Here is a 7,890-nt window from a genome sequence, read left to right on the forward strand (position 1 = left end):
GCCGGTCAGGTGGTGATGACGAGGTCGCAGAAGGTGTGGGCGAGGTCGCGGACTCCGCTGTCGAGGACTTCCTTGCGGTAGGTTTCCCAGGCGGCCAGTTTGGGGGTGTCGCGTTCGGCGCCGCGTGCGATCATCCGTGCTCGGATCACCGGCGCGGGCGAATCGAGCCACATCGTGACCAGCGGAACCGATTCCGGAAGCCCGGTGTAGGCGCGCAGGTGATCACTCAACGTCATGCCAGCCGCGGCGGCTTGGCGGATGGTGGACAGGAACGGGGCATCCAGCACCACCGGGTGCGTGGCGGCGACGGTGAGTCCGGTCCGGATGAGCCCGTCGTAGATGCCGGGTCCGACGAGTGTGCGGTAGGTGTCGGAGTCACGATCGTGCCGATCGCCGGTCAGCTTCTGCATGACCGACTCCTCCAGCAACGGCGCGAACCGATCCTTGTCCAACACCGGTGCACCCAACACACCCGCGAGATACGCCGCGGCCGTCGACTTCCCAGACGCCGGGAACCCGGCGACGACCACAGCACCACACTCGCGCAGCCCGGCGACCGCGTCGCGCAGCACCATATGTACCGGCTCCGGAACGTCGCCGCGGGGTGTCTGGTGATCGTCTGCCATGCGTCCAGTCCACCACAATGCCGTGACCAAGCTCCGGACCGGAAGGCGCCGTTACTGGTGAAACTGCGCGGCAGCGTAGAACTTCAGCTGAGGGTCACTGTGGTGGCGATGGGGAAGTGGTCGGAAAAGCCAGCCGGGTTGGCGGTGGTGTCGCCGAGTCCTTTGAACGGGATGGGTGATTTGTAGCGGCCGGTGGAGGTCATGCCGGGGAAGCGGACGATGTGCACGGCTGCGGGGTCGGCCTTGATCGGCGCGGTGGTTTTGGCCATGTTCTTGTTCACCAGAACCTGGTCGAGCATGTTCGGTTGATTCTCGAAGTAGAAGGTGCCGTCGGGGGAGCCGAGCAGCGGGTAGGCGAGGTTCCACAGGTAGGGGTTGTCGCCGTTGACGACGAGTTCGCGTTGGCGGCGGCTGAGCGCGTGGGTGTCGAGGGAGGTGTTGAACGGTTCGTCGTTGAAATCGCCCATCACCAGCACCGGCGTCGCGGGGCCGTGCACTTCGAGGACGCGCTGGTGGAAGTAGGCGAGGGTTTCCCCGGCGATGGCGCGGTAGCCGGCGGAGGCTTCGGCGCCGCCGCGGCGTGAGGGCCAGTGGTTGCCGAACACGACCCACGTTCGGGGTGTTGCGGTCTTGGTGGTGAAGGTGACTTGGACGATCTCGCGGGTGGCGTTGCGGCGCATCACCACATGGAAGAACACCGAATCCGTCAGCGGCGCCGGGACTTCGAGCAGGGTGGTGTCGTAGATGAACGCGACGTCGATGCCGCGTTCGTCGCTGGTGTCGGCGTGCACGATCTTGTAGCTGCGTGCAGCGGGCAGCAGGGTGTTGACCTTGTCGACCAGCAGCTGCACAACGGTTTCGTTCTCGATCTCGCAGACTCCGAGCAGGTCGGGTCCGGCGCCGTTGTTCATCTGCGCGATGACCGAGGCGAGCTGGCTGATCTTCTGATCCCGGATCGGGACGGTCCAGTTCTTCAGGTCGTTCTGTAGGACGCGCTGGAGTTTGTCGGTCCGGGGAGCGTCTTTGTGGTCGAACAGGTTCTCGACGTTCCACCACGCGGTATACAGCGTTGTCGACATGCGGCCACCTCCTCGCAGAAGAGTCCTGACCTTCGAACGGTAAGCGACCGCGGCTGTCGGCGGATCGATAACACGGTCGTCCGAGGTCACGAAGTGCTGAACATCAAGAAACGAGCTCATGACGTGTCGTGAATCGGCGGGGCGATGCACAGACTCAGGGCGACGTCGGATCGATCAGGGCTTTTTCGAACGCAGGGTTGCGGGTTCGACTCCTCGCAGGCCCGCATGTCAGAGGCGACATCAAGACGATAGAAGTTCGTTGCGCGCGATCATTTCTGAAATTGCGACTATCTGCTCAGTGCCGGTGATTCAATGGGGTGTCTGTCGCGCCTTTGTCCACTGCTGTTCGAACTCTTCCTGGGCGATCTCTTCGGCGTCGAACTCGGGTTGGCTGGTGATCTCTTCCAGGGGCGCGATGGGGATCTCGGCGACTCCAGCAGTATCTGTTTCGTGGGTTTCGTCGGCCCATTCGGTGTGGCCGTCGCGGTAGGTTTGGACGCGGCGTGTTTCGTAGTTGTCTTCGCCGACTTCGTGGAAGTAGTGGATGGGTTCGTCGGGGAAGTCGTGGTGCCAGGTGACTTTCACGTACCGCATGCTCAGTTCCTTCCCGATCGGATGATTCGTCCTGATAGGTCGAGGGGTTCGGTGTTGGGGATGACGAAGACGCCGGGTCTTCCTTGGATGACGGTGAGTCCGGTGACGTCGATTTCGAGGAAGTGGGAGAACTTCTGCCCGGCCCAGGGTACGCGCAGGAACGCTGCGGAGAGTTGGGCGGGTGTGCGGGTGCCGGGTTCGATGTCGGTGAGGTATTGGCCGTCACCGTATCGGGCGTCTTTGGGGTTGTGGTCGCGTAATGAGGGGCGCAGTTCTTGGCTTTCGAGGATGGCGTCGTGGCCGGTCTCGTTGGTGTAGTGGTAGAGGCTTTGCGGGGGTGCTGTGCCCGGTGTCGGGTCGGCGGGCGCGGGGCTGTGCGGGTTGCTGGGTGGGGTGTTGGCGCATTCGTTGGGGATGAGCCCGAGGGGGTCGGTCCGGGTGGTGGGGTTGTGGGGGTAGGTGCTGGGATTAGGTGAGGCAGCTAAGCCGAGGGGGTCGGGGGTGAGGTAGCGGCCGGTGGCGGGGTCGTAGGTGCGGTGCAGGTTGTAGTGCAGGCCGGTTTCGGGATCGTGGATTTGTCCCGGATACCGCAGCGGCGTGTCGGTGTGGCCGCTCCACTGGGTGCGCCCCCATAGATCGGTGGTCGCGGTCGCCGCGCTGTAGGCGTTGGTGGGGTCGATGAGTTCGGTGGGTGTGCCGACGAGGTCGGTGATGATGGCGTAGAACTCGCGGTCGACGGTGGTTTGGTCGGTGGTTTGGGTGATCGGGGTGTGGGAGCCGGGTTGGTGTTCCCAGCGGGTGGTGGTGTCGCTGCTGGTTTGTTCGATGAGGCGGGTGCCGTCCCAGGTGTAGTCGACGCGTTCGAGGACGGTGCCGTCGGTGTCGAGGTGTTGTTTGGTGGTGCGGCGCCCGAGGCCGTCGTAGGTGTAGTGCCACCATTGCTGGTCGGGGGTCCAGACATCGGTGAGTTGGTCGAAGCTGTTGTAGCGGTAGCGCCAGATGTCGGGTTTACGCGACCACCGGGTGGTGGTCTTGCGGATCAGCCGACCGGCCGCGTCGTAGTGGTAGCGGGTACGGCCGTCACGGATGAGGAGATTGCCCCGATACTCCCGCCCCGCTGCCGGGTCGACGCGATGGTGCGACGCAGCATGTGGTGGTGCGGGCTCGGTGCCGACCGTCTCGGGTAGCGCTGCGCTGGTGATGTTGGACAGCGGATCGTAGGTGTAGCGCTCGGTGGCGGCGTGGTCGTGGGTGATGGTGGTGACTCGCCCGAGGGCATCGAGGCGGTAGTCGTGGTGTTGCGGCTGTGCGCCGAGGTGGTGGAGGGTGTGGTGGGTGAGGTATCCGTCTGGCCGGTAGGCGTATTCGTCGTGACGTAGCAGCCGCTGGCTGGGGCGGGTCGCTGTCGCGGGGTCCAGGTCCAGCGAGGTGGCCGGGAATGCGGTGACGGTTTGGTGGGCGAGGCGACCACCCGCGGTGAAGTCGAGCGCGACCGCGATTTCGCCGGTCTGCCAGCTGGCCAGGCGCCCGAGCGGGTCGTAGGAGAAACTGAGCTGGTGGCGGCCGGTGGTGAGGGAACGGACGCGGCCGGTGAGGTCGTGAGTCCAGGTGCTGGTGGCGCCGGTGGGGCTGGTGCGGCGGATCCGCCGCCCGAGGTGGTCGTATTCATGGCGTGTGACCGGCCGGTCGTCGAGTTGTTGCGTGGCGACCGCGCCGGTCGGGGTGTAGGTGAAGGCGAGTGTGTGGAGGACGTTTTCGTTGATGCCGGTGGCGGCGGTGAGGATCCGGCCGGCGGGGTCGTGGGTGTAGCGGACCCAGTCGCCGGTGTCGGAGGCGATTTCGGTGAGGCGACCGAGGGGGTCGTGGGTTTGGTGGCGGGTGATGCCGGTCGGTGGAGTGATGGTGGTGACGCGTCCGGCGGGGTCGTGGGTGTAGCGGGTGGTGGCGCCGTTGTAGTCGGTTTCTGCGATCAGCCGCCCGGCCGGGTCGTAGGTGTAGCTCCAGGTGTGGCCGAGCGGGTTGGTGACGGTGGTGAGGCGTCGTTCGGTGTCCCAGGTGTAGCGGGTGGTGGACCCGTCGGGTTCGGTCCGTGTCGCCAGCAGGTCGAAGGCGCCGTAGCTGAAGCGTGTGGTTTCACCGGCGCGGTTGGTGTGGGCCAGGGCGTTGCCTTCGCCGTCGTAGGTCCAGGTTTCGGTGTACTGGTCGGGGTCGGTGCGCTGCAGGAGCCTTCCGTCGGGTGACCAGTGGTAGTGGGTCGTGGCGCCGAGGGGGTCGGTCACTGCGGTGGGACGGCCGAAGGCGTCGCGTTCGATGCGGGTGATCGCGCCGTGGGGATCGGTGACGCGGATCGGCAGCCCGGCTGGGTCGACCTCGATAAGGGTTCGGGCGCCGCTGGGTTGGGTGATCGTGGCCAGCGCACCGTTGGGGTGATAGGTGTATTCGGTGCGGGCGTCGGCCGGGTCGATGGCGGCAATCAGGTTGGCGTGTCGGTCCCATTCCTGCCGCCACACGGTGCCGTCGGGGCGGGTGATGCTGACCGGCCGGTTGCGCCACAGATAGTCGACGGTGAGGGATCGACCGTCCGGGCGGGTCAGGGTCGCGATGTCGCCGTCGACGGTGTATCGGTAGCTGGTTGTCGTGCCGTCGGCGGCGGTGACGTGCAGCGGTTTGCGGTCGGCGTTGTAGGCGATGCGGGTGCGCCCACCGAGCGGGTCGATCAGGTCCCGTAGTTGAAGGTCGCGGTCGAAACCATGGCTGGTGACCGCGCCGAGGGAGTTGGTGACGGTGGTGAGACGCCCGGTGGCGTCGGCGAAGTCGAAGTAGGCGAAGTCGGTGTTCAACACCCCGCCGGTGCCGCGCTGGAAGACCACGCGCCCGGCCTCGTCGTAGGTGTTGACCATCTGGTTGCCATTGGAATCGGTCCACGACGTCAGCCGGTGATCGTCGTCGTAGGTGTAGCGCATCGTCGCACCGACACCGTTGCGGACCGTGACCAGGCTCCCGGCCTCGTAGCCGAACTCCCTCACACGCGTCGGGCGCTCGCCGGCGTTGGTGGAATGGACCGAGAGTGCGGTGATGCGTCCTGCGGTGGTGTCGATGCTGATCCGGTAGCCGCCGGAATGCGACACCGCGACCGGCTGCGCGTCGGTGTTGTAGTGGAAGCGGATTCGGTTGTGGTGGCGGTCGGTGATCGCGGAGATGGCGTAATTGCCCAGCCGGGACTCCAACCCGGCAAGCGTGGGTTCGGGGGCGAAGTGCCAGATGAGTTCCCGCCGCTGATCGAGGACGCGGTACCCGCCGGTGTCGGTGCGTGTCAGCGTCCAGCGTTGTCCACCGGTGACCGGCTGCACCGCCACACCAGGTTCGGGGTGCGGGTAGGCGAGCATGATCCCGTCCTCACCGAGGAAGGTGACACCCTGATGTTCCACCACGACCCGCATGTCCAGCGTCGATGACCACGACGGCCCGAACCAGCGACCGAATCGGTAGTTGGAGCGATGCGTTCGCCGCAACACCATCGGCAACACACCCGGGAGATCGAGGTCTGTCTCCGGAAGCAGGAATTCGCCAGTCGCGATATCGACCGGGTCGTCGGTGCAGGTCTTCTGCTCCGGTGTCCGATCGGATTCATGGCTGGAGTCCTGCGCACGGTCGTAGGCGTTATGGTCGGCCTCGGCGCGCTGTTGCGGAGTCGGATCCGCGGACGGGCCGTCGTGGGGATCGTGGTGAGGGGCCGGTTGGTCGTGACCGCCGGGATGGGTGTCTGTGTCGCTGACATGATCAGCAGCGCCTGGTGAATCATGATGCGCCGCTGGTGGGTTGGTGTCGGTATCGGCGTGGTGACCGGGGTCGGAGCCGGGGTGCGCTGCGGCTGGTGGCCGGTCGGCGTCGGGGTGTGCCGGAGTGTCGGTGTCGGCATGCCGAGGTGACGGGTCGGGGCCCGGGTGTGTCGGGGCCGCAGAATCTTCGGACCGAGGTCGTGCGGGTTCGGGTTCGCCGGGGTGCGGGGCGGGAGAGGAGTCCTGATCGGCGTGAGGCGATGCGGTGCCGGTATCCGGCGTGTGTGCTGTGTCCGGATGCGCCTGCTGCGGTGGTGCTTCCGGGTGTCCGGCTTCGGTGCGGTGATCACCGGTGGTGTTGGTTGTGGATGGGTGGGATGGCGGTTCAGAGCTGGTGTGGAGGGCCGGCTGGGTGTCGGGTGCCGGTGTGTCATGACCGGGTGTGGGGATGTCGCGGGCAGCCGGTGTGGGCGTGTGGGTGCCGAGTTCGGTGGCGCGGTCGGTGAGGCGCACGGCGTCGTCGATCTTGTTGACCGCGGTGGCGGCTGCTTTTGCGCTACCCGCGCCGCCGGTCGCCGCGGTCAACAGGGCGTCACCGGTGATGCTGCCGGCGAACTCGAACGGGTTGCGCCGTGCGTCCGATACCACCGACGACACCACCGCACCCGGATCGGCCGCGGCCACCACGAGACCGGTGCCCAGACTCGACACGCTCGACAGATACTCGGCTGGATGAGTGAGGTTGTAGGTGTCGCTGGGATTGACCGCGCGCACGAACTGCACCATGGAGCTCAGGCTGGTCAGTACGCCGGAATCGAAGCTTTCCTTGCCGTGCTGGTAGATGTCGGCCAGGTCGCTGAGATTGTTCGACCAGCGTTCGGTGAACGGCGGTTCCGTGGGCGCGGCCGAGGCCGCGTCGAGCAGCTTGCTCGCTGTTGCTGCGGCGGCGTTGTCACGTTGCGCGCGTGCGCCGTTGAGGATGTCGCGCGCGGCGTTGCGGATCGGTGTCCAGGTGTCGGTCAGTGTGCGACCGGATTTCTGGCTGTCCGACAGCGCGTTCCACTCGTTCTTCTTCGTGCGCTCCTCCGCGTCGGCGTCGTCCCATTTCGCGATCGCATCCGCTGCTTTGGCTTGCGCAGCAACGACTTCGCTGTACCAGCCATCCAACGCTGAGGCGGCCTTGGCCATGGCGTCGGCGCCGTCCCACCACAACTTCGGCTGCTTGTCGAAGACCGCGTTGAAAGCATCCGCCGCGGAACCGGTCCAGTTCGCGGTGTCGATCCTGCGTAGCGCATCACCGGTGGAATCGATGGTGGTGCCCATTGTGCGCAACGTTTCCGCGGCGTCGTGGATGGCGGAGGGTTCCCCGCGAATCAGTTCCTTCGGATCGCGGGTTTCGCCGAGGTCGCGCTCATCGACTGGACCTCCTGTCGCAGAAGCGATCCGATCACCGAGATCATCGAGGGATTCCGCCACGCCATCGGCGCCGACCTCGCGGGCACCGGAAGCCAGCGCGTCCAAACCGGCGTCGGCGGCTTGCCCTGCCGCCGCGACACCGGCCTCGATGACGCCCTCGACCGCGTTGCCGACACTGTTGAGGAAGTTGTCGAACCCGATCCCCACCTACGAGCCTTCCCCTGGTTGCGTGATGGCCGCGGCCTGCTGCGCGGCACCGGTATTCCAACCGGCCTGCGCGCCGGTGCCGTAGCTTCCCAGATTCGCCAGCGCTTGCGGCCCGACCGCTTGCACCACCTGAACATTCGTGCTGATCTTGGTCATCGCCTCATCGAGCGAGGCGGCGCTGTAGTCGGC

Annotated in this window: 4 protein-coding genes and 1 pseudogene; all 5 read right to left on the reverse strand. The window is 66.2% G+C overall.

Features of this window, described 5'->3' with window-relative positions; translation table 11 throughout:
- Positions 1-5: 5 nt before the first annotated feature.
- Complete coding sequence (locus NA4_RS24120; protein WP_067474288.1) at positions 6-626, reverse strand: P-loop nucleotide/nucleoside kinase family protein; 621 nt, start codon at positions 624-626, stop codon at positions 6-8.
- Positions 627-709: 83 nt separating this feature from the next.
- Entirely contained in the window at positions 710-1,705 is a 996-nt protein-coding gene (locus NA4_RS24125; protein ID WP_067474291.1) for an endonuclease/exonuclease/phosphatase family protein, read from the reverse strand.
- A gap of 309 nt (positions 1,706-2,014) precedes the next feature.
- Positions 2,015-2,299 carry a DUF6881 domain-containing protein gene (locus NA4_RS24130; RefSeq protein ID WP_067474295.1) on the reverse strand — a complete coding sequence of 95 codons (285 nt, stop codon included), beginning with the start codon at positions 2,297-2,299 and terminating at the stop codon, positions 2,015-2,017.
- Between the two features lie 2 nt (positions 2,300-2,301).
- Positions 2,302-7,701, reverse strand: coding sequence for a putative T7SS-secreted protein (locus NA4_RS42185; RefSeq protein ID WP_067474298.1), 5,400 nt, complete (start codon positions 7,699-7,701; stop codon positions 2,302-2,304).
- A pseudogene (locus NA4_RS24140) lies at positions 7,702-7,890 on the reverse strand (hypothetical protein); the annotation flags it as partial.

Source organism: Nocardia amamiensis NBRC 102102 (assembly GCF_001612745.1).
In the GTDB taxonomy this organism is placed as follows: domain Bacteria; phylum Actinomycetota; class Actinomycetes; order Mycobacteriales; family Mycobacteriaceae; genus Nocardia; species Nocardia amamiensis.

Bases quoted from the DNA above. Each gene is read 5' to 3' on its own strand.
- NA4_RS24120 (WP_067474288.1), bottom strand. From the start codon at position 626: ATGGCAGACGATCACCAGACACCCCGCGGCGACGTTCCGGAGCCGGTA.
- NA4_RS24125 (WP_067474291.1), bottom strand. From the start codon at position 1,705: ATGTCGACAACGCTGTATACCGCGTGGTGGAACGTCGAGAACCTGTTC.
- NA4_RS24130 (WP_067474295.1), bottom strand. From the start codon at position 2,299: ATGCGGTACGTGAAAGTCACCTGGCACCACGACTTCCCCGACGAACCC.